The 485-nt window shown below is 54.6% G+C and carries 1 protein-coding gene; it reads right to left on the bottom strand.

Annotated features, from left to right (window positions below):
• A partial coding sequence (locus F0L46_RS27850; protein WP_188312165.1) for a cation transporting ATPase C-terminal domain-containing protein occupies positions 1–485 on the bottom strand: 485 nt, incomplete at both ends.

Consider the following 485-nt stretch of genomic DNA (forward strand, 5'->3'; position numbering starts at 1 on the left):
GCGGCATGGTGACCAGAGACTGATTCTCAGACAAGCTGTTCATGGCGTTTAACATCTCGATTGTGACCAGCACTGAGAGAGCCATCGTCATCGGGTGAGGGTCAGTGAACACTTTGCAGTCAACACCCTTAAATTCATCACCACCGCTGATACATTGTAAGTGATGAGTGAGTTGCCAGTATGTCATTTGAGGTCCGTACGGGGAGTACATGAACCACCAGGAGGCAGCGCCGACTGTGGCTGCACCTACGTAGCCACCGATAGCCATGTATCTGAAGAACAGCCATCCGGAGATGAGACCTTCGTCAGCCTTGCGAGGAGGCTTGTCCATGATGTCGAGATCGGGAGGATTGAATCCGAGGGCGGTAGCGGGCAGACCGTCAGTGACCAGGTTCACCCACAGCAGTTGGACGGGGATCAGAGCTTCGGGCAGACCCAGAGCGGCAGTCAAGAAGATCGAGACCACCTCACCGATGTTGGATGAG

The organism is Salinarimonas soli (genome assembly GCF_008386575.1).
Lineage (GTDB): Bacteria > Pseudomonadota > Alphaproteobacteria > Rhizobiales > Beijerinckiaceae > Salinarimonas_A > Salinarimonas_A soli.